Origin of the sequence: Novosphingobium sp. (assembly GCF_041915465.1) — a bacterium.
Classification (GTDB): Bacteria; Pseudomonadota; Alphaproteobacteria; order Sphingomonadales; family Sphingomonadaceae; genus Novosphingobium.
Genome location: NZ_JAYSBK010000020.1, coordinates 1 through 24944, shown reverse-complemented (window position 1 = coordinate 24944; position 24944 = coordinate 1). Strand labels below are relative to the sequence as shown.

General features: G+C 61.5%; 20 protein-coding genes and 1 pseudogene. 6 read left to right on the top strand and 15 right to left on the bottom strand.

The features are described 5' to 3' along the window. Nucleotides 1–4: 4 nt before the first annotated feature. The 4 genes from ACE3SN_RS05690 to ACE3SN_RS05675 form a co-directional block, all read right to left on the bottom strand. Nucleotides 5–2314, bottom strand: coding sequence for a TonB-dependent receptor (locus tag ACE3SN_RS05690; RefSeq protein WP_374528322.1), 2310 nt, complete (start codon nt 2312–2314; stop codon nt 5–7). Between the two features lie 15 nt (nt 2315–2329). Next, nucleotides 2330–2536: a hypothetical protein gene (locus ACE3SN_RS05685; protein WP_374528320.1), complete on the bottom strand. Its 207-nt coding sequence runs from the start codon at nt 2534–2536 to the stop codon at nt 2330–2332. 3 nt (nt 2537–2539) lie between these two features. Next, a complete protein-coding gene (locus ACE3SN_RS05680) occupies nt 2540–3070 on the bottom strand; it encodes a DUF2244 domain-containing protein (RefSeq protein WP_374528318.1) in 531 nt (176 codons plus the stop codon). 78 nt (nt 3071–3148) lie between these two features. Continuing rightward, nucleotides 3149–3553, bottom strand: coding sequence for a hypothetical protein (locus tag ACE3SN_RS05675; protein ID WP_374528316.1), 405 nt, complete (start codon nt 3551–3553; stop codon nt 3149–3151). A 256-nt stretch (nt 3554–3809) separates the two neighbouring features. On the opposite strand from ACE3SN_RS05675, the pseudogene ACE3SN_RS05670 reads away from it, so the two are divergent. After that, nucleotides 3810–4148: pseudogene (locus ACE3SN_RS05670) on the top strand (IS21 family transposase); the annotation flags it as partial. Between the two features lie 56 nt (nt 4149–4204). Here the strand turns inward: ACE3SN_RS05670 and ACE3SN_RS05665 are convergent. The 9 genes from ACE3SN_RS05665 to ACE3SN_RS05625 form a co-directional block, all read right to left on the bottom strand. Then, a complete protein-coding gene (locus ACE3SN_RS05665; protein ID WP_374528314.1) occupies nt 4205–5671 on the bottom strand; it encodes an NAD-dependent succinate-semialdehyde dehydrogenase in 1467 nt (488 codons plus the stop codon). After that, complete coding sequence (gene gabT, locus ACE3SN_RS05660) at nt 5668–6948, bottom strand: 4-aminobutyrate--2-oxoglutarate transaminase (protein ID WP_374528312.1); 1281 nt, start codon at nt 6946–6948, stop codon at nt 5668–5670. The genes ACE3SN_RS05665 and gabT overlap by 4 nt, the downstream gene beginning before the upstream one ends. Nucleotides 6949–6957: 9 nt before the next feature. Continuing rightward, on the bottom strand, nt 6958–8118 hold the full coding sequence (locus tag ACE3SN_RS05655; protein ID WP_374528310.1) for an MFS transporter: 1161 nt from the start codon (nt 8116–8118) through the stop codon (nt 6958–6960). Further along, nucleotides 8115–10175 (bottom strand): serine hydrolase, encoded by a 2061-nt coding sequence (locus tag ACE3SN_RS05650; protein WP_374528308.1) that lies wholly within the window; start codon nt 10173–10175, stop codon nt 8115–8117. Before ACE3SN_RS05650 ends, ACE3SN_RS05655 begins: the two co-directional genes overlap by 4 nt. After that, complete coding sequence (locus ACE3SN_RS05645) at nt 10172–11482, bottom strand: sulfotransferase (protein WP_374528306.1); 1311 nt, start codon at nt 11480–11482, stop codon at nt 10172–10174. Before ACE3SN_RS05645 ends, ACE3SN_RS05650 begins: the two co-directional genes overlap by 4 nt. A gap of 71 nt (nt 11483–11553) precedes the next feature. Further along, complete coding sequence (locus tag ACE3SN_RS05640; protein WP_374528304.1) at nt 11554–13908, bottom strand: TonB-dependent receptor; 2355 nt, start codon at nt 13906–13908, stop codon at nt 11554–11556. Between the two features lies 1 nt (nt 13909). After that, entirely contained in the window at nt 13910–14803 is an 894-nt protein-coding gene (locus ACE3SN_RS05635; RefSeq protein ID WP_374528302.1) for a carbon-nitrogen hydrolase family protein, read from the bottom strand. 73 nt (nt 14804–14876) lie between these two features. Then, nucleotides 14877–16697, bottom strand: coding sequence for a PLP-dependent aminotransferase family protein (locus ACE3SN_RS05630; RefSeq protein ID WP_374528300.1), 1821 nt, complete (start codon nt 16695–16697; stop codon nt 14877–14879). Between the two features lie 408 nt (nt 16698–17105). Further along, entirely contained in the window at nt 17106–17732 is a 627-nt protein-coding gene (locus ACE3SN_RS05625; protein ID WP_374528299.1) for a DUF2726 domain-containing protein, read from the bottom strand. Between the two features lie 118 nt (nt 17733–17850). On the opposite strand from ACE3SN_RS05625, the gene ACE3SN_RS05620 reads away from it, so the two are divergent. From ACE3SN_RS05620 to ACE3SN_RS05605, 4 genes are all read left to right on the top strand, one after another. Next, nucleotides 17851–18243, top strand: a complete 393-nt coding sequence (locus tag ACE3SN_RS05620; protein ID WP_374528297.1) for a hypothetical protein — start codon at nt 17851–17853, stop codon at nt 18241–18243. 311 nt (nt 18244–18554) lie between these two features. Beyond that, nucleotides 18555–18827: a hypothetical protein gene (locus ACE3SN_RS05615; protein ID WP_374528295.1), complete on the top strand. Its 273-nt coding sequence runs from the start codon at nt 18555–18557 to the stop codon at nt 18825–18827. Between the two features lie 3 nt (nt 18828–18830). Next, complete coding sequence (locus tag ACE3SN_RS05610) at nt 18831–19208, top strand: hypothetical protein (protein WP_374528294.1); 378 nt, start codon at nt 18831–18833, stop codon at nt 19206–19208. 78 nt (nt 19209–19286) lie between these two features. Continuing rightward, complete coding sequence (locus ACE3SN_RS05605; RefSeq protein ID WP_374528292.1) at nt 19287–19580, top strand: hypothetical protein; 294 nt, start codon at nt 19287–19289, stop codon at nt 19578–19580. Nucleotides 19581–19862: 282 nt separating this feature from the next. On the opposite strand, the gene ACE3SN_RS05600 is transcribed toward ACE3SN_RS05605, so the two are convergent. Then, nucleotides 19863–20870, bottom strand: coding sequence for a metallophosphoesterase (locus tag ACE3SN_RS05600; protein ID WP_374528290.1), 1008 nt, complete (start codon nt 20868–20870; stop codon nt 19863–19865). A 393-nt stretch (nt 20871–21263) separates the two neighbouring features. Further along, nucleotides 21264–23477, bottom strand: a complete 2214-nt coding sequence (locus tag ACE3SN_RS05595; RefSeq protein ID WP_374528289.1) for a TonB-dependent receptor — start codon at nt 23475–23477, stop codon at nt 21264–21266. Between the two features lie 628 nt (nt 23478–24105). Here ACE3SN_RS05595 and ACE3SN_RS05590 point away from each other — a divergent pair. Continuing rightward, nucleotides 24106–24944 (top strand): 3-hydroxyacyl-CoA dehydrogenase family protein (locus ACE3SN_RS05590; protein WP_374528287.1); only part of this gene is annotated, 839 nt, incomplete at its 3' end.

The following is a 24944-nucleotide window of genomic DNA, read 5'->3' as shown; positions in this document are numbered from 1 at the left end:
CCTCTTACATCTTCAGCTTGAGGTCGAGGACAAAGGTACGCTGCGGCAAGGGGTGCGCGACATAGGCCTGAAAGTTGAACAGGTTATCGATCCCCGCGCTGAGTTGCAGCTGCCTGGTCAAATCCCAGGACACCCGGGCATCAACGAAGAAGTAGTCCGATTGGTAGCCGTAAGCTCGGCCGCGCTGCAGCCCAAGCAGATCGGAATTGGGCCGCGAGGCATAGCGCCAGCCAAGCGACAGCCGCACCGGTTCGGCGATCCGGTAGCGAATGTTGCCATTCGAACGCCATTCCGGAATACGCGGGAACTGCACGCCCTCGGCACGCGGATCGGCAGTATTCTTGGCCGTCCTGGCGCTCATCCAGGCGATATTGCCGTCGAAATCGAGCCCCGGGATCACGACGTCTTGGCCCTCGAGAATGAATTCGGCGCCATATTGCCGCACTTTGTCCACGTTCTGGTAGCCGCTGAAAAGTGTGTTGTCGGGTAGCAGGCCCTGGAACGAATAGACCGCATCGTTGACGTCCTGGAAAAACACGCTTGCAGTCGCGCGAATTGGTCCGAACTGGCGGCGGAGCAGCAGGCTGGCGTCATAAGACTTTTCCGGCTTCAGGTACGGATTGAAACTCGCCGCAATCAGGTTTCCGGCGGTATCCTGGCTACCCTGGAACAACTCGCCAACCGTCGGGAAGCGGGTCGCAATGCCCAGACTGACCTGGAAGTCGAGTTCAGCGGGCAATTTGCCCTGCAGGCTCAACTTGGGGCTGATCGAATCCTCGCTGCGATTTGCGAACCGGGCATCCTTGCGGGCGCCGCCAATCAGGCTGCCAATGCCTCCATCGAATGCATGCCAGCGATCATAGCGCAGCCCGCCGGTCAGGACGAGATCCCCGCCAAGATCAATGGCATCTTCAACCCACACGCCCCACACGCTGGTCTTGCCGTAGCTCGAATTGCTGTAGGTCGGTGCTGTCGCTTCGCGCCAGTTCGTCACCTTGAAAGTGTCGGTCGAGGTTTCATAACGGTTGGCATCCGCACCGACGGCCAGCTTGTGAGTGCCAAGGCGGCGTTCGGCTACCAGCGTCCCGGTGTACCAGCCAGGACTGTTCGACAGGGTCTGCTTTCCCGCGCCGGATGATGCTCCGGTCTGGTAGTCATTGGATGAGCGGGCATCCTGCTTATCGATCCAGAAGCGAGAAAGATTGAGCGAGACGTCCCATCCGGCCAGCGGCCCGGAAATCTTCACGCCAGCAAGATATTCCCTGCGCTCCGTACGCGACATGGTGAGCCCGGACGCGTTATAGACAATGCCATTAAAGCTAACGTTGCCCTGATAGACCGGCGCGCCTGTGACGCTGTTAACGAGCCAACTGCGCGGATCAGTCAGATCTTGCCTGGTCTGCCAAAGCACCCCAAGCGCTTCGACCCTCCATCCGCCGCTGAAATCGTAGCCCACACGAAGGCGAAACTGGTCCTGCAGCACATCCACCGGAGACGCCGCACCAAATGCTGCCGTTTGCGCGTTCGCTGCAAGACCGGAGGGACGCACCAGATCGGGATCGATAAATGCCCCTGTTACGGTTGCCGTCGAAGCTCCGGTCGACTTCTGCAGCAGATTATAGCTCATCGACTGGCCGGTGTTCTCGAAATGGCGGAAGCTTGCCCGCACACTCCAGGGGCCGTCCTTCTGCTTGTAGCCGATCGCACCCTCGAGGCTGTAGCCCTTGAAGGTTTCATCAAAGCCGTATTCCTTGAACGGCATGATCATGGTCTGGACGGTGCCACTGGCAGAGATGCCCTCCTTGGGTTCCTGCGTCGTAACCGAGATAACACCGCCCATCGAATTGCCGCCGTAGCGGGCGGAATAGGGTCCGTAGACGATATCGAACTGGCGGACTTCGGATGGCCCGACGACATTCCACTTGGGCGGAAAATCATAACGATTGCCGAGGAAGTTGGAGACGACGAAGCCATCCACCATGACGATAGTTCGCGCGCTTTGGACCGTATTCGCGCCGCGCATCGCGACCACCGCGTTGTCATCGCCAGCGAACCGCTTGCGCACGAAGAAATTCGGTGTGTACTTCATCAGGTCTTCGACATTGATCGCATTGATCGCGTCGAAATTTTCCTTGTTGAGTGATATCGCGAGCCCGCGCGGGACCACGGTGATCGGTGCATCCTTCTGGCCCACCACGATGATCGTGTCGCTGGCGTCACCCCTATCTGCAGACGCACTTTCGGCTGCATCCGCAGCCCAGGCGGTGGAGGGTGTCAGCAAGGCAGCCGCGATGGCTATGGTCGATGTCCTCATGATTTTGTCCCCTGTTTAATCTGCTTTTGCATGATGTTGATTGGCCGCCGGGCAGGCGTGACTGTCCTGCGCGGCGAATGCCTGAGCTGGTTCAATGAGGCCGGGCCCAAAGACCGTATCGGCGGCGCGCAGTACGAGGCAGAGTGCGATTGCCACCCAGGTGCTTCGGCGAATGCGCTGCAACCTGTGGTGGCGCTCATCGGAGAGCGTGAGGATGCTCATGGACTAGTCCCCCCTCGACTGCGCAAGTGCTGAGGCGATCAGCGGAACAACGGCATGGCGCTCATCGAGGCTGAGGCAGCGACCGAACTCGATGGCGCCATCGCGGCCGCGCAAGATCAGGCGCAGGTCGGACGGGCTACAGCTCTCAGCAGCGAGGCGCAGCCAGAACGCGGGCAGCTCGACCTGGCGGCCGGAGCTGTCGCGGTGGCGGACCCGGCCATCGACGAATTCCAGCGTCTCGTAGGCGGGTGCCGATGCTCCGTGCCGTTCCAGCGCGAAAGTCAGTGCGACTAGTGCCAAAATTGAAAAGGCCGGCACCAGCCAGAAGCCATGCAAAGCTGACCCGATGCTGGTGACCATGAACAGCAGCCCGAGCATGCTGAAACTGGCGCGGGCGCCCCGGTTCAGCTGCGAGCGGTTCTCCTGCATGTGCAGGACGAGGGACCTGGTAGTGGATGTTGTAGGAAGGCAGTCCAGCTTTTCCAGCTGCGCCGCCCAGGGCCGTTCCGCGGAACGACATAGCAGTTCATACATGAAGGTGTGCTCCGGCTAAGCCGGCACACGCGCAGGGATTGCACGCGCACCAGCTGGTCCGACAAATCGGTTAGATTGTCAGGCGAGAGCCGGCGGTCCGCGCAGCGGCGGACGCAGATGGATTGCGCGTTGGGGAAGAATGAAACGCGCTGGCGCAAAGCCCAGCGCAAAGATGAAGGCGAGCGCCAGCGCCAAAAGCGAAGGATCAGCCCCGACCATCGACGCGATCGACAACGAAGCGAAGGGGCACTCGCTCTTGCCCTGCTTCTGCTCCCAGTCGCCACCGCCGCCCTTCATTGGAAGCACGAGCTGCTGCACCGAGTGATTACCCAAGGCATCATCGCAAATCTGGACGGTGAGAACCTTGCTATTCTGTCCGATCATGAAGCCAGTGGGCACCACCATCTTCATGCACAGCGCTGCCATGACCACCAACAGGGCCAGAAAGCGATGGCGCACGAGGTGGGCACGCAAGGGGTTCATCCTGCTCGCCTCCTAGACCGGATGAAGCGCATTGTCACCGAACTAAATAGGGCTGCTCCTGCGGGATCGCCTTTCGAGAACTAGTGCCTTGATTTGTAATGCGAATTGGCCCTGGAGGGGCTGAATTATCCACTGATAATCGCCCCCTGCTATCTTCGCCTCTGGCAGACCGTCGGGCGGCAACGGAGTGATCGACATGGCTCTACTCAGTGTGATCCGCCACTGACATTATCGGCACGGCATAGCCATTCGTGAGATCAAGAGGCAAACCGACTCATCGCGCAATTCGATCTGCAAATATCTGCACGTAGCGGCAGGCAAGTCACGCCAACAGAAGCGGACCGCCAGGCAGCATTACGCTGAACTCGTCGCCTTGGGCTATGGTGGCTCGCATCCTCGCTTGGCGGCGTTTGCCCGGGATTAGCTGCGGGAGCCCCAGTATGGCCAGCAGACTAACGGACGCGGGACATTCGTGCCGCTGGTCTTTCAATTCGGTGAGGCCTTCCAGTTCGACTGGAGCGAAGACTATGCGGTTCTGGGCGGCAAGCAGGTCAAGCTGCAAGTGGCCCACAGCAAGCTGTCGCATTGCCGTGCCTAAATGGTCGGGGGTTGTACAATGCGGGAGAGTCTGGACCGGAACTGCCATCGTGGTCATCTCACCTCTCCGATGCATAGATATTTGATTTCAAGATAGTCGTCGAGGCCGTGGCGTGAGCCTTCCCGGCCGATGCCCGATTCCTTGACCCCGCCAAACGGCGCCACCTCGGTCGAGACGATGCCGGTGTTGATGCCAACGATCCCGTATTCAAGAGCTTCCGCCACCCGCCAGCTGCGCGACAGGTCCCGCCCATAGAAATAGGCGGCAAGCCCCGCCCGCGTATCGTTGGCCAGAGCGATTACCTCCGCTTCATCGGTAAACTGCGTCAGCGAAGCGACGGGTCCAAAGATTTCGCAATTGGCGATTTCCATGTCCGGCCGGACACCGGCGACGACGGTGGGTTCGAAGAAGTGCCCCTGCGCGCCTCGGCGCTTGCCGCCGGTTACCAGTTCGGCCCCTGCGAGCAAGGCAGCGCCAAGCAGGTGCTCAACCTTGCTTACCGCAGCCTCATCGATCAGTGGGCCGATCTCGGTTTCCGGCCGAGCACCGTTGCCGATGCGCAAGTCGGCAACGGCCTGAGCAAAGCGCTCCGCGAAAGCATCATGGATGCCGGACTGCACGTAAAAGCGGTTGGCACAGACGCAGGTCTGACCGGCGTTGCGAAATTTGGAAGCCATGGCCCCGGCCACTGCGGCATCCAGATCGGCATCGTCGAAGACGATGAAAGGAGCATTGCCGCCAAGTTCGAGGCTGACCTTCTTCACCGTATCGGCGCATTGGCGCATCAGCTGTTTGCCGATAGCGGTTGATCCGGTGAACGAAAGCTTGCGGACGATCGGGTTGGCAGTCAGCTCGCCGCCGACACCGACGGCATCCCGAGTGGTAATCGTGCTGATCAGAGCAAGGGGAATTCCCGCCTGTTCGGCAAGATGGGCCAGGGCCAGCGCCGTCAGGGGTGTTTGAGGCGCCGGCTTGATCACGATCGCACAGCCCGCGGCCAGCGCCGGTGCGGCTTTGCGGGTGATCATCGCGGCCGGGAAGTTCCATGGCGTAATCGCACCCACAACGCCGACCGGCTGGCGCAGTGTGAGAATTCGGTGATCGGCGCGGTGGGGCGGGATAACTTCGCCATATGCGCGCCTCCCTTCTTCGGCGAACCATTCGATGAACGATGCGGCGTAGGCGATCTCGCCGCGCGCCTCGGCCAGCGGCTTGCCCTGTTCCGCAGTCATGATCCGCGCCAGATCATCCTGGTGCTGCATCATCAGATCAAACCAGCACCGGAGCAGCTGCGCGCGTTCCTTGGCGGTACGGCGCGCCCATTCGCGCATCGCAGCCTCTGCCCGAACGATCGCGGTGCTGGTTTCGGCGGTGCCGAGATCCGGCACTCGGGCTATGGTCTCCCCGGTCGCAGGGTTGATGACAGGGAAGTCGGCCCGACCTGCAATCCACTCTCCGCCGCAGGCAGCGCGAGTGACCAGCAGTTCGGGATTGCTGAGCCCAAGCAAAGGCGCGGTCATGCCTGAAGCACCCTTTCAAGGATGTCCATGCCCTCGTCGATGATTGCATCGCTTGCGGTCAGCGGCATCAACAGCCGGATCGTCTCGCCATGGGTGCCGCACGACAGCAGGATCAGCCCAGCCTGGTGCGCTCGCTGAACCAGTGTCTTGGCGGCAGCGCCGTCGGGCTCGTCGCCGCCATGGGCCGCGAGCATGTCGAAGGCGATCATCGCCCCCGGCCCACGTAGATGCCCGATCGGCAGCAGCGAATTCCTGTCCTGCATCGCCGCAAGCCGCGCGGTAAGCCGAGCGCCGATCTCATTGGCTCGATCCAGCAGGCCTTCTTCAGCGATCACGTCGAGCACCGCGAGGGCCGCCGCACACGCGACCGGCGAACCGCCGTAAGTGCCGCCAAGACCGCCAGGCATGACCGTGTCCATGACGTCAGCCCGACCGATCACGCCGGAAATTGGGAATCCCCCGCCCAAGGACTTCGCCACGGCCAACAGATCGGGCTCGACCCCCGAATGCTCGATTCCGAACATGCGCCCAGTGCGTGCAAAGCCGGTCTGCACTTCATCGGCGATGAGCAGGATCCCGTGCTCATCGCAAAGCGCGCGCAAGGCTCTGAGCAGTTCGACCGGTGCCTGGTGGAACCCACCTTCGCCCTGTACGGGTTCGATGATAATGGCGGCCACCTGTTCAGGATCAACATCGGCCGCGAACAGGAACGCCAGCGCCCGCAGGCTATCCTCGACCGAAACGCCATAGTGGGCGATCGGGAAAGGAACATGGTAGACCTCGCCGGCCATCGGGCCAAAGTTCCGCTTGTATGGGACGACCTTGCCAGTCATCGCCATGGCCAGCATGGTCCGACCGTGAAACCCGCCAGTAAACGCGATCACGGCCGACCGGCCGGTCGCTGCTCGCGCGATCTTGACCGCGTTTTCCGTCGCCTCGGCGCCAGTGGTCAGCAGCAGCGTGCGCGCCGGTCCGGAAAAGGGCGCCAGCGCGCCCAGCCGCTCGGCCAGCGCGACATAGGGTTCATAGGCGTTCACCTGGAACGCGCTGTGGGTGAAGCGGTCAAGCTGCGCCTTGGCCGCCGCAATCACCTTGGGGTGGCGATGGCCCACATTGAGCACCGCGATGCCCCCGGCGAAGTCGATGTAGCGGCGCCCTTCGACATCCCATAGTTCGGCATTTTCAGCCCGATCAATGAAACTGGGCATGGACGTGGCGACACCCTGGGGTACGGCGGCTGCGCGCCGTTCCCGCAGGACGGCGTTGGAAACTGTCATGCAAATCTCCTATGCTTTGAAGTCTGGAAGGTTGTCTGCTTGATCGACCGCGATCGCGGGCCAGGCAGCGGCGAGGCCGCTCAACAGCAGCAGCGCCACAGATATGTTGATGATAAGGTCGAAGCCGCCGCTTTCGAGGAGGTGACTGGCCAGCAGCGGCCCCGTTGCCAGTCCAAGCTTGGACAGGAACCCGCCCAGCGCCGCACTCTGGCCGACCCCGTCGAAGGCCGAGGCCAGGGCGAGCATATAGGGGATGACGAAGGCCCACAGGATCGCAGTCGCGATATTGGCGGCGATGAACATCATCTCCGCCCCCGCCCAGTGGAAGGCGGCTGTCCCGCCCAGAGCCAGGGCGATGCCGCCCAAAATCGGCCTGGCCCGACCGAACCGCTTGCCCAGGACGATGACCAGAATCGAGCCGCAGGCGCCGAGCCAGTTTGCCACGGCAAGGGTCGGGCCGATGAACGACTGCGCCAGGCCTGCTGAACGCCCTAGTTCGATGACATAGGCCGCCAGCCCCATGTTCCCGGCCTGGAACAGGAAGATCCCGGCCAGTGCCGCGGCCAGTGGGCGGCGGGTGGCAGCGATCATCCCACCTGCTGCCGGTACCGACTGGGGATAGTGCGGTATCAGCGGCAACAGCGCGAGAGTGACCGCGCTGAAGGCCATCAGCGCTGCGAACAGCACCCAAGTGCCATGCTGCGGTACCAGCGGAGGCAAGAGCCACAGCCCAAGACCGCCGAGTCCGAACTGAACCACCAGTAACATGCCGTAAACGCGATCGGGATTGGCCGTCCTGGCGATAACCGAAAAGCCCACGCCCACCAGCAACCCGCCGGCCAAGCCGTGCAGCGCCCGCAGAACCAGCAAGATGCGGTCGTCGGCGACAAAGGCCGAGGCAAAATCGAGCGAGAGGAGCACGGCCAGCGCACAGACTGCAGCCGGACGCCAGGCGATCCGCTTGACCAGAAACACGGCAACCAAGGCGCCAAAGGCGGCGCCATAGACATTCGCGGAGCCGATCTGCCCGGCCCGCGCCGGGGAAATCCCGAGCCCATCGGACAGGCCGGTTACAAGGGCCGCCAGAATGTTCACATAGAACAGCCCCGCGGTCGCGAGTAAGGCCAGCAGGAAGGCGGCGGCATAGCCATTCGGCGCTAACCTCGTCATGGGCAGACTGTCCTTAATCCGGCAACCGCCCGTCCCCAGTCGTAGTGATCGCTGTCATTGAAAGTATAGAAGATCATATCGCCGGGCAGCATGGCCACGGAAATGCCACCAAAGCCTGACATGAACGGCACCCAGACCGGAGCGGCGCAATCCATCAGGGGCGCGATGTTGCGCGCCCAGAAACCGGCGCGATACCGGTACGCTGGCGAACCAGCGGCCAGACCGCCACCTACCGGCTCTCGCTGCAGCGCCGCCCCGAGCAGGAATGGATCAAGTTGACCATCGGCTCCCGACCGCAGCCACACTGCAATCCGCACAATATCGTCGGGATGAAAAGAAAGGCCATAGCCTGCAAACGCCTGCCCCACGGCATCGCTGGTGCGCCGGGTGGTTGCCAGCGTTTCGGACAACTGCAGCCGATCCCACAGCGGCAGAACCACGCCCGAATAGAGATCCCCCAGGCCTTCGCGCCGCGCGATCTCGGCCAAGGCCGTGCCTAGGATATAGGTATCGCTGGTGCGATAGACCCAGCGCTGGCCGGGCGCCGCCTTGCGCGGGTAGTGCGAGCAGGCAAAGGCGATCCGGTCGGCGTGATGCTCGCTCTCGAAGAACGCCTTGGCGTCAAGCGCGGCTTCGTCGGTCTCGTAACCGTCCGAGCGGTAATGGCCGCTTGCCATGTCGAGCAGGTTCAGCAACGTGACTTCGCCCCAGCCCGGACAGGCATCGACGAGGTCTGAGACCCGGAGGGCGGCGACACCTGGCCGCAGCCGCTCCAGCCGCATCAACGCCACCCCCGCCATGATCGACTTGGCGGTCGAATAGGAGGGCAGGTCAATTTCGTCGCAAGCGGGATAGTCTCCATGCCGCGTCAGACAGGCACTGCGATAATGGATTCCGCCGACCACTGCCCCAAAGACGGTAGGTTCGGGGCCGGCAGCACTCGCCAGTTCGGAATATCCGGGCAGATCCTCAACCGGCCGCACCCTCAGGCGGGCAGCGCTGCGCTGGCGGTGCCTGACAGCCACCGCCTCCGCTTCGGCGACCGGTTCGTACCGAAATCGCGCATTGAGGAAGCCCCAAGCGTCGAACTTTCGGTAACGGCAGGTTTCCGACGCGATCTCGAAGGCCGCCTGGCCGATCAGGCCGTGCGTATCGACCGCAAAGATCAGCATCCCGTTGTGAGTACAGTTGGCGCTGCGCTCCTGCAGCGCGAACGGCAGCGCAATCCGGCTGATCCCGCTCTCGCCAGGCTCGCTCCAGATTTGACCTGGCTCGAAAATCCAGTTCCAGTCGGGATGGTCGCTCGCCAGCAGGCCGCGCGTTACCGGCAGGACCGCATCGCCATCCCGGACCAGTCCGATGCTCACGGCCGGCAAGCTGGAAATCGGCGGGCGAGAAGGATCTTCGACTTCAACGGGGCGCAGGCCCAGCTGCGCCGGTTCGGCTTCGATCGCAAGCGTTCCCGTCAAGGGCAGTTCGCTGGTTGCGGCAGTGCCGGGGCGGGCAAAGGCCGAAAGGTCGACCGGGCTATCGAAGCCGCTGCCAAGGCGAAGTTGCTCAAGCCCGAAATGATCCAGCCTCGGCTCGACGACTCCGCTCAGGCGGACATCGTCGAACCAGCACCGCGCCGCACCTTCCGGCGAAACCAGCCGAACCGACAGCAAATCGCCATCACCTGCGATCGCGGCACCGCCGCTCCACAGCGTGCTTTCGTCACCGCGCGAGGGGTCCACCCGCAAGATCAAGGTCCAGTGCGCGCCGCCATCGCGTGAGGCTTCTGCCAGACAAGCAGCGCCGGCAGGCAGGCCGCCAGCGGCGATCTTGGCCTGCACATAGGTTGCCCGCATGCCGCGGACATCGAATTCGCGCACCGCCACGCTGCCGCCACTCAGACGCAGCGAGACATTGCCGGCCAGGTCTGTAAGCCGGGCATCGCCGTGGCCGCGCGTCGTCCAGCCCCCGGTCGTACCGTCCTCGAAATCCGCGACGGCGAGCGTTTCCGCACCGGCTACGCCGTGCCACAGGGCCAGCAGGATGGCGGCACAGGCAATTCTCATCGCGAGTGATCCAACGGGATCCCGGCATCGGTAAATGCCTGCACAAGCGGCGCGAGCTGCGCGCGGTATTTATACCACAGGCCAATCGAGCGATCATGGATCGGGCTGCGCACCTGCGCCGCGCTGGCCGTGGTAACCGGCGTGGCATTGCGGTGAAAGGACAGGCACTTGTCCTGCCATTCAAGTCCGCAAGCCGCCACCAGTCGGCGGCTTTCCGCTTCCTGATCGGCGACCAGCACCTCATAGTCGATTTCGATCAGGCGCCCAGGGAGCGCTGCCCGCCAGTGGGCCATCAGCTTGCGATAGGCGATGCAGTATTTCGCCAGATCGTCCTGCGCGTAGCTGAAGGGATAGCCCATCCGGAACAACGTCTTGAACATGGCATAGGCACTGTCCATGGCGCCGCGCCGGACGTGGACGATCCGGGCCGAAGGCAAAGCTCTGGCGATCAGGCCAATGTAGAGAAAGTTGAGCGGCGTCTTGTCGATGACATAAGGCCCCCTAGCCCGCCGTTCGCTGATGCGCCGCAGATATTCGGCGCCCAGTGATGCGTGATCCATCGCCGCGCTGGCCTTGATCAGGTCGCGCTTGTCGCCGCTTTGCCCCGCCAGCCCCACCAGCGCGAGGGCGAAGTCCTGAATTTCGCCGAGACTTTCGACTGCGCTGTGTGACGAGAGAATGCGGTCAACCAGAGTGGTGCCGCTGCGCGGCAGTCCGAGGATGAAGATCGGGCCGGCTCGGGGGTCGCGGGTAACTTCGGTCGCCGGAAATGCTGCGGCGATCATCTCCATCGTCGCCGCGTCCTGCGCCACAGAGTAGGACAACCGCTGGCGTCGCACCTGCGCGGCCTCTGCCAAGTATTCGAAGGCCTGCGCGTATTCGCCCAGATCCTCAAGCTCCTTGGCCAAGGCGAAGCCCAGCGCGATGCGGCAATCGGGATTGCCGCCGGCACGGCCATACATGGCCTTGAGCGCGTCCACGTGATTGCTTTCGCTCGTCGCCTTGCGAATGGTCGAACGGTTGGCCCAGGCATCCCAATCGTCCGGCCGCAACGCGATCACTTGCTCAAGCAGACTTTCGGCGCGCGCAAAGTCCCCCACCGCGATGCAGGAGATGCCCAAATCGTAGAGCGTTTCAGCGCTCCCGCCGGATGCAATGGTCGCATGCTCGAAGGCCCGCATCGCGGCAGGGACATTGCCAAGGTGGCTGTAGAACTGCCCCAACTGGCGCCAGTCGCCAACGTTGGCGGCAAGTAGCTCAAGTGCGCCAAGCTGTGCGCTGGCTTCGCGGTAGCAGCCTGTCGTCACGGCGCTCCGAGCATCGCGCATCCCCGCTTCGAACCCGGGGATGCTGGCAGGAGGGAGCGCCGCCTTGACCATCAGAAGTTGAACGTTGTCGCGAGGCCAATGGTTCGCGGCTGCGAAATGAAGTCCTTCGACCCATTGCCGTAATAGCCTTCGGACGGTGCCGTCCCCATGTGGGCCTCGGTGAACGCTCCGGTCACGCCATCGTTGTTGAAGATGTTCTTGACGTAGGCCGTGACCGAGAACCTGCCGCTGCGCCAGGTGGCCGAGGCATTCCAGATCGAGAACCCCGGAAGGGTTCGGTTGTAGCGGGCCGAACTGCTGATCGAGTTCTCGCTGGACGACTGGTAATAGGCGTCGGCGCGCATCGTCAGATCGGAATCAGCTCCGGTTTCGAAGGTGTAACTGGCGTTGCCCGTAATGACGTGACGCGCCGAACCAGGCAAACGCGTTCCCTTGCTGGCGATCTTGGCCGTAGGCACATCGGGTCGGAAGAAGTCGCTCGTCAGCTTGGCATCGACGTAGGTGTAGCCAAGGCCATAATGGAAGCCGCCGGTTTGCCCCTCGATCTGGGCCTCGATACCCTGCGAGCGCGCCGAATTGCCGTTCTGCGTCACGTAAAAGCCCCAGAACGGCGTCGCCGTATTGAGCTGGATGTCTTTCCAGTCGATATAGAACGCATCGACATTGTAGCTGAACCCGCGCGAACCGCCCTTGATGCCGACTTCGTAATTGATGACGGTATCCGGAGTATAGGTCTGCCAGGCCGGACTTTCCGCAAAGTTGCCAGTCAGCGGCACCGCGTTCGAGCCGCCGCGGCGATAGCCTTCGGAAACCGTGGCATAGACCATACCGCGATCGTCGAACCGCCAGGAAAGATTCCCCTTGAACAGAATGTCGTTGTCCTTGGTCGAGAATACCGCCCTGGTGGGCTGGGCCAGCGAGGCATAAAGCGGAAGATCAATGTCGGTTACGTTATCAGAGGTCTGCCAGAATTGGCGCGCGCCCACGGTCAGGTCGATGTTCGAAGCCATGTGCCAGGTCAGTTCCCCGAACAGCGCGAATTCCTCGAAAGTTTCGCTGCGCCGGTAATAGAAGTCGGAATCGCCAGTCACTGCCGATGCCGCAGACGGAGCCCAGGCGTCCCACCACCGCTTGAAACCGCGCAGGTAGCTGTCCTGGCCCGATTTCAGCTTCTGGTGCTGATAATAGCCGCCCAGCACATAGTCGAACACGCCCCCCTGGTCGGACACCAGACGGAATTCCTGGATGAACGACTTGTCGCCGTAGGTACGGACCGCCGAGGCCATCGGGCGCGGATAGTTGTAGTAGTACGGCAGGAACCCGGCCTTGGCATAGAAACCGGTGTTCTCGCTAACGCTCTCGCCATTGTGATCGTACCATGACGTACTTGAGGTCAGGGTGGCAAAGCCCAGATCAATTGTCGCCTCGAGCGAGAGCGAGTCGACGTTGCGGCTCGAAGGTTCGAGCTGGATCGAACCGTTCTGATAACCGCTGTAAGCATTGCCATAGCCATCGAAGCCGCGCGTAACCTGGCGGCGCCCACCGATCTTGTCTTCCTGATGGTTGTAGGTCAGGTTCAAGTCCACGGCGTCGCTCGGCTGCCAACGCACACCAATGCGGCCATACCACACCTCGACGGTGTCGGCGTCCTTCTTGCTATAATAGGACGCGTTGGAAGCGAGGATTCCGGCCGGAGCGGCGGGCGCTCCACTGGCGTCGAGCACGTAGAGGTTCACGTAGTCGGTGATGCCGGGATAGTCCTGCCGGCTGACCACCGCGCGGATCGCGAGATTGTCGCCGAACGCGAAGTTGGCGATCAGATCCGCATCATATCCAACGCTGTCCGACCCGTTGACGTGACTTAGCCCCGCCGAAACCGATCCCCCCGTCTTGCCGAGTTCAGGCTTCTTGAGGATATAGCGCACCGTACCGCCAAGCGATCCCGAGCCATAAAGCGTGCCCTGCGGCCCGCGCAGCACTTCGACCCGCTCCAGATCCTTGAGCAGGTAACCAGCGAACAGCGGGGTGTCGTTGACATAGGTCGATACCGGCGCAACCCCTGAGACGGCATAATCGCCCAGGAAGGTGCTGTTGACGTTGATACCGCGAATGGTGAGCGAGTTCAGAACGCCCGAATTGCGCGCGCCGCGATCGACCACACTGAGGCCTGGAATAGTCCGCAGCAACTCGGTCGAATCCCGGGTCTTGTTGGCTTCGATCGCATCGCCACCGATCGCCGAAATGTTGTACGGAATGTCCTGGACCCGTTGCTCGCGCCGCGTCGCCGTGACGACGATTTCGGAGGTATCGGCATCATCTGCCGCTGCTTCCTGCGCAAATGCGGCGACAGGCATGAGTACAATCGTGGCCAGCGCGCTCGACGCCAGCAATTTGCTGTAGTTCATCTCACATTCCCTCACTGTTCGACGGCAACACCGCGCCATTCATGTTTTCTGATGTCGGCAATTCAATCGGACCCAGCGCCTGCAGGCTGGGTGATGCCTGCGGCCCGCGCTCGTAAACCTCGAAGCTCTGCGGCCCGTCGCGGAAGCTTTTGAGCACCTGGCCAAGTCCCTGCCAGCCGCGCGCGCGGCAGCGGCGGACGTGATCGATGTCGATGTCGTTCGCGATGATTTCGCGCCACGGGCCAGCCTGGTGAACAATTTCCCCACCTGGACCCGCGATGATCGAATGGCCGACCCCTAAGTCTCCTCCAACATTGACGGAGATCACGTAAAGCTGGTTCTGCGCGGCCGTGGCGCGCACCATTGCGAGCTCGACATCGCGGTCGATCGTATTGGTCATGACCGGGTTGAGCAGCACTTCCACCCCGGACCATGCCAGCGTGCGGGCAACTTCGGGAAACCAGATATCATAACAGATAGCGATGCCGAACCGCCCAACCCCGGGCACGTCGAAGGCTAATGGTCGGTCGCCCTTGGCAATGTTTCTTTCATACGGCTGGAAGGGATAGATCTTGCGCTGTCGCGCCACGATTTCACCGCCCGGGTTAATCGCGCTGGCGGTGTTGAAGACCTGCTCACCGCTGCGTTCATACAACGAACCGCTAATCAGCCAGATGCCAAGGTCACGCGCGACCGCCGCAAACAGGCGCTCGGCATCGCCGGGAAGTGTCTGCGCCTGATCGATTGCCGGGCCAAACGCGCACAGCTCAGGGAGCACGATCATGTCCAGCCAGGGGAAGCGCTGCTTCGCCTTGCGGACTTCCTCGATAACAATCGACAGGTTGTCGCCGCGCGACAACGCCAATTGCAGTGCTCCGATTCCAAAATGCGACACGCGCCCTCCTGACCAATCAAGCAGGAAGCTTAGACGCGTCGATCAAGCAGCTATAGTACCAGTTAGGAAGATTCTATGGTGCCAGATGAACATTCGGACTGAGCGTTGCCCAATCGAATGAGCGCCCCTGGGCGTTTACCCAGTGGATGACATCGCCTCTCAGGACCACCTGAAAGCCGGCCGCTTCGCCATAGGCCCAGTTCCGCCACTGGCGATACCACCGGTCACCCTCGATCCACCACCGGCCGGTGTCACAGTCCTCGTTACGAAATCCGGCGGCGCCACTCATGCGGCCGTCGGGGTACAACTCGATCGTGCAGGGATCGCCATAGATTGTCCGGCATCCAAGCTGCGCGCCAGTCATCAAGCGAACCAACTCGTCGTGGGTCAGCAATTCGCCGCTCGGCTTGCGCTTGCCGGAAATCAGCTCGCTCAGTGCCGAGGCAAGTTCGGAGATTCCATCGCGGATCCTGTCCTTCGCGATACAGGACACACCGAGGCGGAAGAGTCCGGCCGGCACCGTTCCGGCGTAGTAGGGCTCGACCCGCTCGAACAGAACACCGCGTTCGTGCGCGAGTTCGGCAAGGGCCTCAATGTCCAGTCCGGCCGGGCCGCGCACCCAAAGGGTCGTCCCGCCTCGCGGCGGTTCGATTTCAACCACGCGCGGCATATAGTGATTGAGCGCATCGCGCAGCGACAGCATCCGTTCGTGGAACTCTCGCGCCAGGCGCCGCATCATCCGGTCATAGTGGCCTAGGGCGAGAAACTGTGCGGCGGCGCGCTGGTTGTTGACCGGCGGCGGGGGGCCGCCAAGGCGGCGCAACTCGCGCAGGCGGGCGATCACTGGCGCATCCGCGACGATAAACCCCAGGCAAATGTTGGGATCGAGCAATTTGTTGAGGCTAGCGATGTATATGACGCGCCCACCGTGCTCGAAGCTGCGCAGGGCCGGCTGTGGCTCGTCGAGATAATTGGTCTCGCTTTCAAAGTCGTCTTCGACGATCACAAGCGAGGAGCCAGGCAGCATCTCCATCAAAGCCGTCCGGCGATTGGCTGCCAAGGTAGCGCCGGTCGGCAACTGGTGGCTGGGCGTGACCACCAGAACGTCGCAGCTCCGCAAGCGCTCATTGGGGACCAGGCCTTCGGAATCGACCTGCATCGGCAGCAGCGTGGCGCCGAGCCGCTTGGCAAGCACCCGGATCTCGGGTTGCCCGGGCTCTTCCACCGCGACACGCGCCCCATCCCGGCAAAGCAGATCCATGCAAAGGGCCCGCGCCTGCTGCGCTCCCAGGGTAAGCAAGATCTCGTCGGGCTGGGCGTAGATCCCACGCCGGGGCAGCACCTTGTTCCTGATTTCGTCGATCAGAACCGGATCGTCGTCGGACAAGCCAGCCCAGGAAATTATCTGCCCGCGCTTCAGGGACAGAGTCGTTGCCTCGCGCCAGTCCTCGGCGGGAAACAGGCCGGAATCGAAGCCGGAATCGACGAGCGGATAGGCAAATCGTCGCCAATCCGGGGATCGTGTCAATTCGCCGCCGCGGCCAAGACGGTCCGCCCAAAAGCTGTCCGTCTCGCGCCTGACGACCTCGCCGCCCGCAACGAGGCCCGGCGATATCAGGCCTGCGTTCAGATCCATCGCGACAAACAGGCCGCTGCGTGGCACGGCAGACAGATAACCGTCCGCAACCAGCCGCTGGTAGGCCAGAGATACAGTGTTGCGCGAAACGCCAAGAAGTTCGGCAAGCGCGCGACTGGATGGCAACTTGTACCCAAACGGCCAGGTCCGCGCCAGAACGAGATTGATTATGCCGCGCCTGACCTGGTCCTGCAGACAAAGCCCATTGGACTTGTCCAATGAGAAAGGCCGCAACACTTTCTTCGGTCTGTGTGTCATGGGCTCCCTTGGGGCATTCTCGATGCTGCCTGTCCATTCAAAACTATCCGACCGGCCCCGCTCTGTGGTCCGCATTGATTGATGGGGCAAGTTCAACTCCGGGGCCATGGCTGCTTGTCGGTGGAGCTTAGCAGAACCGGAGGGTAGCCATGGCAGCGTGCCGCTTCTGATGTCGCAGCGGCGATGCGCCGACGCGCTTTCCGACCTTGCTCTTCGCTTGGGGAAACCCCCGGACACTCCCGTCTCGTGACCATTGAAGTGCCGGCGTCAGACCTCGATCAGCATCCGAACTTCGGCCAGGGCGTAGATCATCTTCCCGTTCAAGCGCGCGTCACGCATCGAGCCATTGATGCTCTCGCAGTCGCCAGTCGCCCACCGATTGCGGGATTGTTAGCCCGCCAAACCAGCTTACGCCGCGCCGTCATTCTCGCAGGGCACCAATTTATCGATGAGGCGCTTCAGCTCTCCTGGCGTCGTATGGCCAGCGATGATCTCGTGGTAGCCAATGCCGGCTTTGCGCAGAGCCTCCTTCTTGACCGCATCACGCGCGGCAGCAGAGCCTTGATAGTGACCTCGGCCTTGATATTCCAGCGCGTGCCTGACCTGAGCGTTGGCGTCCATGAGCGCGAAGTCGACCCGCTTGCTGTTGATGCAGAGATAGGCTTGCGGGCTCTCAGTCGAAAGGAACTCGCCAAGGCTGACCTGTGCCATCACTTGCCACTGCGAATTGCGCGCGATGACAACCCGGTCGAGTGCGGCAAATACTTGTGCCTCGGCCTTGTTGAGGAGGGGCCGGGCCCGAAATGACGCGGTCATCACAACCTTCAGCTGGTCGGCTGCAACATCTTCTGATCGAGGCTCTTGCCGGGTTTCAGCTTCAACTGCTCCTGGTGCTGACGAGCTGCCGCTTTTGCGGTCACGCCAATAGGCGCGGCGCCGTTCACGATCCGCGCGATCGAGAGTGCTTGCAATCACAATCCCGATCACCCCTCCGATGGTCATTGCAACCAGCAGGGTGAAGGGCTTGTCGAGCATTGCCATGAGGTCGTCTAGCATCGTGTCACAATAGCCTGGGGTGGTAATCACGCGGTAAAGTATCCGGCCACAGTCTTGCTGATCCGACACCATTCTCTGGACCACCCCGGCTTTCCCGATGGCATTCTCTTTTGAGTTTTGCGGTCAAATCGTGGGTCCAGGTGAGGTCGACCACCAACTGCGCATTAGTCCGGCTGACGCGGAACTCACGGTCAGCTTTGTCCAGCTGGCACGGGCCTTCGGGCTGCTGGTGGCCATCACCCTGGGCTGGCCCCAGGGCACGCCAGCCAGTTCCATGGCACGCTTCAGCCGCTCCGCAGTGACACCGGGCCACCTTGATCTCGACGCATCTGGTGCCAGCCCTGGCGGGCGCGAAAAATCCATAGCTGTTCTCGCGGACGCGCTTGGCCCCGCTCGTCGGCCTTACTCCTCGCGGCTAGGCGCACAGTGTCTCGGCGTGCAGCAGACCTTCCTGGAGATCGAGGTCATCGCTGCCCACTCCGGTGGATAGTCTCCCCAACGCTCCTCCACCATCCGAAACACTCGGTCGCGAAACTCAGGCGAAGCCTTGTCCCTCAAACTACTCATCGCCGCTCCATCCGACAAACATGAAGCATCAGGAAAGCCGGCGCAGTTCACTATGGGCCATTCAAAGCGTCGATAGACCGACCTAAAGGACCCGCCGTCCGGTCGCACTGACCGAGCGGTAGTCAATGTTGGCCTTAGGCGGCGTGGACAAATTCGGAATGGACAGCTTTTTGCGTTTTCTGCCTTAAAACGGACGTTCCGGACACGACGACGTTGCTGTCATTAGGTTGGTTGGTGCTGTCGCTCCGCACAACCCTGAAAGCGGGAGAGAGCGCCTATGACAACACCCCCACGATTGGAGCAGTTGATTGCACCAGCTACGTGGATAATCAACCCGACAGCAAACGCCGTCACTACGATGATAAGCGGGATCAAGGGTTTAAAGCGCCTCATTTCATCTCGATCTTTACCATGGAGACATCGTCGGTCAACGACTGCTCCCCCCAACAAAACAGACTGACCGGACACGACAACATTGCGGTCATTGTCGACGTGCTTAAGAATTAAGGGATGGCCACAGAACCACAACCGAGCGATCAAGCAAAATCGGACCTCCGCGAGTTAGTCGCTAGTTTGCGGCAGCGCCTCGAGCAAATGCAGCTCTCTGGATCCGACATAATCTGCGGCTGTCGCGACATCCTGAACACTTGGGTGAGGGGCGGCGGCTCCTCTCTGCACGATGCGGTGATCGGTTTCACAGGCCTTGAAAGCCAAACGGACTACGTTCTTGGTGGCCGCCAAGCCAAGGTCGGACGGACTGTCGATCACGTTCGCTTCGAGCCAGACTCCTCAGCCGAGAGAGCTGAGATTGAGGAGCTGAACAAGTTCTTTCATGCGCAATTCACGCGTGATCTGGATGCCTTGGCACTATTCCTGACCGACAGCTAAACCCAACGAAGACGTCAAAACAGACTGACCGGACTCGACAACATTGCGGCCTTTATCGCTTCCCGCCATACTAACTTGATGAGGCCTCGCTTCCTTCCTCTTTTTGCCGGTTTGCTGTCGCTGATCGGCTGCAAGGACCCTCACGGACCGATCAAAACCAAGTCCGGAAATCTTACGCAGGAGCAAGTTGACGCAATCGTCGCAGAGTGCGGTGGCAATGTGGGTATGGCATTTGTGGAGAATGGCTCTCTCACCATCAATCAAGCGTCCGATATCCTTGTTACAGGCTGCGTCCTAAAAGCGTTGCAGGCGACCGGACAAACCACGCTTTCGAGCGTAGGCAACCAACTGCACGATAGGCAGGGACATTGAAGGTTTAGCGCCCGCTTCCCCCAACATTGTTGCCGTCCAAACCCCGTTCGGTGCTTGATGAAGGCTGCCATTCGTTCAGCGTAGGAATTTGTCCACGCGGCCTAGCTTCGGCAATCAAAGCCAGCCCTCCGCCAAAGGGTGACGAGTTGCGATGAGATTCACATCCCCTTCCCCAGCGCTGCTCCGCGGCGGCAGCATCAATATCCCGGATTTGCGAACTTTACGACTATCGGCTTCGCAAATTTCCAATCCGGCGCGGCCTTGGCTTGGCGCGTGACCGTGCTACTCGCAGCGTGACACGCGGTGATCGACATGGCAGCGCTGAACGATCGCACCCTCGGCGGAATGGACCTCCACTTCCCATTGGCCTTCGCCGCGCCGTTCCATCGACATCCAGCCGAAACCTTTGGTCCACGAGGCAAAATTCGCAGGGTTTACCCCGGCCAATGGCGCCGTGCCGGTGGGCAGATCCTTGGGAAGCATGCCGACGTCTTCCTGAGTGCCTGAGAACCCGGCAATGAACTGGCTTGGGTAATCGCCCGCGAAGCTGACCTGTTCCCACAAGTGGACGTGACCCGACAGGATCATGTCGACACTGGCAGGCAGGATCGGCCTGCCGCGGTTGGAAAACGCGGATTGCACCCCGGCACTTTCTCCCTTGATCTTCCCGGCGTCCCCCTTGCCATGAGCTGCAAGGCCAAGGATTGGGTAATGGCCCGCGACGATGGTGAAGGCATCGGCATCACCGGGAATGTCCAACATGTTGCGCAGCGCCACCAATTGCCCGAAGCGGGCATCTTCAGGGGCAAGCGGTTTCTCGCCCGAAGTGGCGATATCCATTGCCACCAGTTGCGCGCCGCCACCGAGCGGAACCTTGTAGGCGGTCTGATAGTCCCCCAGCGCATCGTTTGCCGGGTCATTGCAGTCGCGTCCCGGCTCAAGCCGCCGTGGATCGAGAAAGCGCCACCAGCCTTGGCCACCGCGATCGCAGTTTTCGTGATTGCCGCGGATCATCACCCATGGCGCGGCTTCCAGCAACGGGCGCGCAGGCGCGAAGAAATCGGCGTTCCATGCATCCCAGCCATAGCCCCACGGCGATCCAGCACAGCCGCTGCTGCCTTCCGGGCAGGGATTTTCACGGTAGAGATAATCGCCGACATGAATGACGAGATCGGGTTTCCATGCCGCCGCCGCCGCCGCGATCCGGGCAAACGGATAGGCGGCCGGATCGTTGCAGGCCTGCCAGGCATTGTCCGCGGCCTTCAACCGACAGCCCGTATCACCAATCACAACGATCCGCTGTGCCTGCGGCCGGATCAAGGCCAAGTCATGCCCGCCGATGCTTGCCTGCCTGGTTGATAGGGGGAGATCGGCTTCACAGGTCAGAACCGGGAATTCGGACGGCTTGCTGAGCGCGGAGCCAGACCGCGTCCGGCGCAGGGGCTCGGTCCCCGCTGGTGCCCGCACCCGCATTTTCAAGCTCGCGCCGTCGATCGTGATCACCGGGCAAGCGGCAGAAGTGGTCAGCGTCCTGGCAACGGCCTGCCCATCCACGCCGAGGACAACCCACGAGAGCGGGCTATCCTCGGCAGCATTGGCTGGGGCCGCAATAGTAGTGCATGTCCACGCCAGGATTGACGGCAAGGCCCGGCTTAACCGGAAAAACATGCTCCGGCCGAACATTCAGAATTTCGCGCTCAGGCTGATGCTGGCTTCGCGACCAGGCTGGAAGTGATACTGGTCGTTGCCAAGGATCGAACCAGCCGGACCATTGTTGATGTCGATCGAGGTAACCTTCTCGCTGTTGAAGAGATCGGACACCGTGCCTTCGATGGCAAAGGGACCGAAATCATAGCCAAGCGAGAGGATCGCGCTGTTATAGCCTGGAATGCGGTATCCCAGGGTTTCGCTGTCATCGGCGTACTGGACGCCGGTATACTTGTCGATCAGCGAGAACTTGATCGGGCCGTGCTTGTAAAGAATGCCCGCCGCGGCCGTGCCCTTGGGCGCCTTGGCCACCTGAAGGTCCGTTCCCTTCGCCTTGGCCGAGTTGAGCGAAGCATTGGCAAAGACCGCAAGGCCATTGCCGAACGCGTAAGTCACCTGGCCTTCGATGCCCTTGTAGACCACCCCGCCCTGGTTGAAGAACACCGTATCGCCATTGACCTTGGCGCTGGCAAACTTGTTGTTGAAGTCGATGTAGTAGACGTCGGCATCGATCGACAGTCGGCTGCCGTGATAGACCACGCCGACCTGGTACGAATCGGAAGTCTGGGGCGCCACGGTGTTGTTGCCGGGATTGAGATTGTACAGAACGCTGAGCGGCGGCGCGAGAAAACCACGCGCGTATTGCCCGTAAATCGCAAGATCCTGGCGCGGCTGATAATTGACCGTCAAAAACGGCAGCGTCGACGTCCAGTTGGCGTGGAACTGGGCCGGAGCGTGGGTCTTCTGATTAGCCACCGCATCGATATTGCGCGTAAAGGTAATGTACTTGATGCCGGGCGTGATCCGCAGCCCGGCTGCAGGGCGGATCTCCAGTTCGCCAAAGACCTGGGTCTGGTGGCCGCTCGAATCCTGGTCGTAGTTCACATATTTGGGAACACCGGCCGGGGTCTTCTGATTGTAGTCATAGGCATTCGCCGCTGGCCCACCGGCCGTCAGATCGTATTGGAAGCGGCTGCGCCACGTATTGTTCCACTCGTGCCAGACCCCGGCAGTCAGCGTCGCAGGCCCGAAGTTGAAGATGCCCTTCAGGATATCGCCATAGGTCCGGTAGCTGTTGAGCTTGGTGTAGCCGGGGATATGCCCGACATTCGTGGTGCCATTGGCGTTTTTGGTGACATTCGCGGGACCGCCCGCAATGGTGGTGTCCGAAGCGGAAAGCGTGGTGTTGTTGTAATAGTAGGTATAGACGCGGTTTTCGATCCGGACGCCCTTGGCAAGGTCAGCCTCAAGCTTGACCAGTTCGAAGTCGGTCTTCTTGTCCGTATAGTTGTAACCGCGATATTGCGGCGTCGACGGATCATCGTTCAGCAGAAAATGCTTCCCGTAAAGCGCGACCTGAGCAAGCGTCGGACCGTCGTTGTCCGGCTGATTGAAGTGGTTCTTGTTGTAGGTGGACAGCAGCGTCAAGTTTACATCCGGGCCGAGCGGAATCATGACCTTCGCGAAGAGATTGGTCTGGTTATATGGCGCAAGGGTGCGGACGCCGTCGGTGCGAACGTATTGACCGCCGACCAGAACCTGGGTGCCTCCGAGGGCAGCGATCGAACCGGACTGCAGCATCGGCCGGATCAGGAAGGTGTTATTCGTGCCATAGGCGGCCCGCAGCGATGCCCCCATATCAGCGCGGGTCGCGCGCGAAAACAGGTTCACGCTGCCACCAAAGGTGGCCTGCCCAAGCGATGCGGCATTTCCGGGACCGCGATCGACAACGACCGTTTCGACCGTGTTGGAGGGAAAGAACGTATTCGAATGATGCGTGGGATCGTTCGTATCGCCAAACGGAACCCCGTCATAGGTGATGTTGTATTCCCCGTCCTGGAAACCGCGAAGCGTGCCTTTCGATTCGCTGATCCCCATGCCACCGTCGCCGCCAGTGCTTGAAAAGCTCGGCGTGATAAGGGCCAACTGATTGAAGTCAGCCGTGGCCGGGAGCGAATCCTCGATAAAGGAACGCGAGACGATCGCCTGCGGCTGGGTCGTCTGCAGCGACGAAGTCACCGGCGCGATTTCATTGGCGAGCGTCGCGGTAACAACGATTTCCGAACCTTCGGCGATTTCGCTGTGCTGCGCGGTGTCGGGGGCACCTGCGCCAGTATCGGCCGCTGCCCACGCGACATTGCCGGAAAACGAAGCGAAAACCGAACCGCAAAGCAGAAAGGTTCTGAACACGCTGCAATTTGCCATAAATTTTAATTCCCCACAGTTTGCAGGGCTCTCTGGCGCGCCACGATTTCAAAATGGCGTCAAAACCGTTACGCATCGAAGACTGCGGAAATATCGTCTGCTGGAGGCGCACTCACTTCACGACGTCGAGTGACGAGTAGTACTGACCGTCCGCCTGGTTCGAGCTGATCTGCGGCCAGAACCGCACTATTGCGCCTTGATTGGATTCAAGATCTGCATCCCTCCCACCAGGCAGTTGCTGCGGGTAAAGCTGGCCATACGATCCGGTAAAGTGGAAGATGCCGGCTGATTCCGATCCTGGGCTAGAATTGACGATCAATCCCTGAGAGCGCGGCTGGCCAGACCGATCATCATGCTCGAGGGGGCAAATGCCGGATTGCTTATCGCTCTGGCATCGAGAGAGCAGTGGGCCAGCCAAGCAGTCAAAGCATCGATCGCAGAAGCAATGGCGTTTGCTCGGCTGCGGGCTGTCCGTCAGCAGGGGCGAATTCGCGCGGCAGGAGCAGTTCTGCCAGCTTAGCTTGCAGCCCCCACCCTACAGGCAAAACCGCTAGCCAAGGCGTGCAATCGCCGCTAACCAGCCGCTCTTGCTGCAAGTGCGAAGGGATGGAAAATGCGGTCAGTAGCGGTTATTGGTGCGGGGCAGATGGGTTCGGGCATTGCCCAGCAGGTCGCCCAGTGCGGGATCAAGGTGCTACTGTCCGACATCGACATCGCGGTTGCCGAAAAGGCCAAGGCCGGGATCGACAAGGGGCTGGCCCGCCTTGTCAGCCGGGAAAAGCTGACCCCTGACGAAGCGACCGCGGCGCTCGCGCGGATCACGCCGGTAAGCGGCTACGACGCGATGGGCGATGCCGACCTGATCATCGAGGCGGCCACTGAGAAGGAAGCCGTGAAGCGCACGATCTTCGAAGCTGCCGGCAAAGTGCTGCGCAGCGATGCGATCATGGCTTCGAACACCAGCTCGATCCCGATCACCCGCATGGCGACCTCGTCGCCCGATCCGGCACGGTTCATCGGCCTGCACTTCTTCAATCCGGTCCCGGTGATGGGCCTGATCGAGGTGATCCCCGGCCTTGCCACCAGTGCCGAAACGGTGGCGCGCACGCGTGCCTTCGCCGAAGCGCTCGGCAAGCAGGTTGTCCAGGCCGAGGACGAACCCGGCTTCGTCGTGAACCGCATCCTGCTGCCGATGATCAACGAGGCGGTGTTCGTGCTGGGCCAGGGCACGGCCAGCATCGCCGATATCGACAAGGGCTGCCGCCTGGGCCTCAATCATCCGATGGGACCGCTCGAACTGGCGGACTTCGTGGGCCTCGATACCTGTCTCGATATCGTCAAGGTGCTCTACAACACCACCGGCGACAGCAAGTATCGTCCCGCGCCGCTACTGGTCAAATATGTCGAAGCGGGCTGGCTCGGCCGCAAGACGGGCCGCGGTTTCTATGACTA

What these genes read in the sequence shown, in the direction of transcription:
- ACE3SN_RS05690 (WP_374528322.1), bottom strand. Translation starts at nt 2,314, where the DNA reads ATGAGGACATCGACCATAGCCATCGCGGCTGCCTTGCTGACACCCTCC.
- ACE3SN_RS05685 (WP_374528320.1), bottom strand. Translation starts at nt 2,536, where the DNA reads ATGAGCATCCTCACGCTCTCCGATGAGCGCCACCACAGGTTGCAGCGC.
- ACE3SN_RS05680 (WP_374528318.1), bottom strand. Translation starts at nt 3,070, where the DNA reads ATGTATGAACTGCTATGTCGTTCCGCGGAACGGCCCTGGGCGGCGCAG.
- ACE3SN_RS05675 (WP_374528316.1), bottom strand. Translation starts at nt 3,553, where the DNA reads ATGAACCCCTTGCGTGCCCACCTCGTGCGCCATCGCTTTCTGGCCCTG.
- ACE3SN_RS05665 (WP_374528314.1), bottom strand. Translation starts at nt 5,671, where the DNA reads ATGACCGCGCCTTTGCTTGGGCTCAGCAATCCCGAACTGCTGGTCACT.
- gabT (WP_374528312.1), bottom strand. Translation starts at nt 6,948, where the DNA reads ATGACAGTTTCCAACGCCGTCCTGCGGGAACGGCGCGCAGCCGCCGTA.
- ACE3SN_RS05655 (WP_374528310.1), bottom strand. Translation starts at nt 8,118, where the DNA reads ATGACGAGGTTAGCGCCGAATGGCTATGCCGCCGCCTTCCTGCTGGCC.
- ACE3SN_RS05650 (WP_374528308.1), bottom strand. Translation starts at nt 10,175, where the DNA reads ATGAGAATTGCCTGTGCCGCCATCCTGCTGGCCCTGTGGCACGGCGTA.
- ACE3SN_RS05640 (WP_374528304.1), bottom strand. Translation starts at nt 13,908, where the DNA reads ATGAACTACAGCAAATTGCTGGCGTCGAGCGCGCTGGCCACGATTGTA.
- ACE3SN_RS05630 (WP_374528300.1), bottom strand. Translation starts at nt 16,697, where the DNA reads ATGACACACAGACCGAAGAAAGTGTTGCGGCCTTTCTCATTGGACAAG.
- ACE3SN_RS05625 (WP_374528299.1), bottom strand. Translation starts at nt 17,732, where the DNA reads ATGCTCGACAAGCCCTTCACCCTGCTGGTTGCAATGACCATCGGAGGG.
- ACE3SN_RS05620 (WP_374528297.1), top strand. Translation starts at nt 17,851, where the DNA reads ATGGCATTCTCTTTTGAGTTTTGCGGTCAAATCGTGGGTCCAGGTGAG.
- ACE3SN_RS05610 (WP_374528294.1), top strand. Translation starts at nt 18,831, where the DNA reads ATGGCCACAGAACCACAACCGAGCGATCAAGCAAAATCGGACCTCCGC.
- ACE3SN_RS05605 (WP_374528292.1), top strand. Translation starts at nt 19,287, where the DNA reads ATGAGGCCTCGCTTCCTTCCTCTTTTTGCCGGTTTGCTGTCGCTGATC.